At 61.3% G+C, this 1,560-nt stretch carries 2 protein-coding genes; both read left to right on the plus strand.

What is annotated here, in order from left to right; translation table 11 throughout:
* Positions 1-715, plus strand: a 715-nt coding sequence (gene istA / locus CEY11_RS24900; protein ID WP_143323052.1) for an IS21 family transposase, incomplete at its 5' end; no start/stop codon positions are given.
* Positions 712-1,482, plus strand: a complete 771-nt coding sequence (gene istB, locus CEY11_RS24905; RefSeq protein WP_088606142.1) for an IS21-like element helper ATPase IstB — start codon at positions 712-714, stop codon at positions 1,480-1,482. The genes istA and istB, both read left to right, overlap by 4 nt.
* Positions 1,483-1,560 lie beyond the last annotated feature (78 nt).

Raw genomic sequence — 1,560 nt, forward strand, 5'->3', positions numbered from 1 at the left:
CTTAGGCAGTTACAAGCATCAGGAGTCGGATCCGGTGGTGCGCTTCGAGACCCCACCTGGCAAGCAGATGCAGGCGGACTTCACCCACATCCGGCGTGGCCGGGATCCCTTGATGGCTTTTGTCGCTACGCTGGGATACAGCCGTTCGAGCTGGGTGCGTTTCACCACCGACGAGCGTGCCGAGACCTGGTTTGGGTGTCTACGCCAGGCCTTCATCTACTTCGGCGGCGTGCCCCAGCATGTACTGTTCGATAACGCCGGCGCCATCATCATTGAGCGCGATGCATACGGCGCCGGTCACCATCGTTGGCACAACGGGCTGCTGGCGGTTGCCGAGGAGTTCGGCTTCACCCCGCGTGTATGCCAGCCATACCGGGCCAAGACCAAGGGCAAGGTCGAACGATTCAATGGCTACCTGAAGGGCAGCTTCTGCGTCCCCCTGGCTGCAACCCTCAAGCAGGCCGGACTTCGGTTCGATGTGACGGCAGCGAACGCCCACGTTGGTCGGTGGTTGACCGAGGTGGCCGACCAGCGGCTGCACGGCACAACCAGAGAGCGGCCCGCCAAGCGGCTACAGAAGGAACGCCTGGCGCTGCTGACACTGCCTGCGCAGCATGGCATTCTGGTGCCGTCCGTTTCTCACCGCCCCGTGCCGAGAGAGAGCTTCCAGCACCCGCTGTCGGTCTATAACGAGTTGCTGGAGGTGCGTGCGTGAACCTCCAACACAATAGGATCGAACAACTCAGTGATGTCCTGAAGCTGGAGCGTATCGGCAGCGAGTGGCCGGCGATCGCGCAGCAGTGTGCCCGCGAGGACGCCAGCCACGGGGACTTCCTGGAACGCCTCCTGAGTGTCGAGAACGACGCCCGCATCGAGCGCCAGCGGACTGCCTTGATGAAGATCGCCACGTTGCCGTCGATCAAGACCATCGAGGACTATGACTTCGCCTTTGCCAGTGGCGCACCGCGCGCCCAGATTCAAGAACTCGCAGCCTTGAGCTTCATCGAACGCGCCGAGAACGTCGTGTTCCTGGGCCCCAGCGGCGTGGGCAAGAGCCACCTGGCACAGGCCCTGGCGTACCGGGCGGTCATGGCGGGCGTCAAGACCCGTTTCCTCACCGCCGCCGATCTGATGATGCAGCTGGCTACCGCTCATAAACAGGATCGGCTCAAGCAGTACTTCAACCGCGCCATCATCGGGCTACGCCTGCTGGTGATTGATGAGATTGGTTTTTTGCCATTCGGGCGCGAGGAGGCAAACCTGTTCTTCAACGTGGTGGCCCAGCGCTACGAGCGCACCAGCATCATCGTCACGAGCAATCTGCCCTTTAGCCAGTGGTCCTCATGCTTCGCAGAGGATCAGACGCTGACCGCCGCCTTGCTCGATCGCCTGCTGCATCACGCCCATATCGTGCAGATTGCCGGGGAAAGCTACCGGCTCAAGGACAAGCGCAAGGCGGGGAATATCAAGATCAGAAACTAAGTTTTGGGACGCCGGGGTGGGTCAGTTTTACTCCGACGATTCCGACGAAAGTGGGTCAGTTTTCAACCGACGTTGACA

The organism is Candidimonas nitroreducens, assembly GCF_002209565.1.
GTDB classification, from domain to species: Bacteria; Pseudomonadota; Gammaproteobacteria; order Burkholderiales; family Burkholderiaceae_B; genus Candidimonas; species Candidimonas nitroreducens.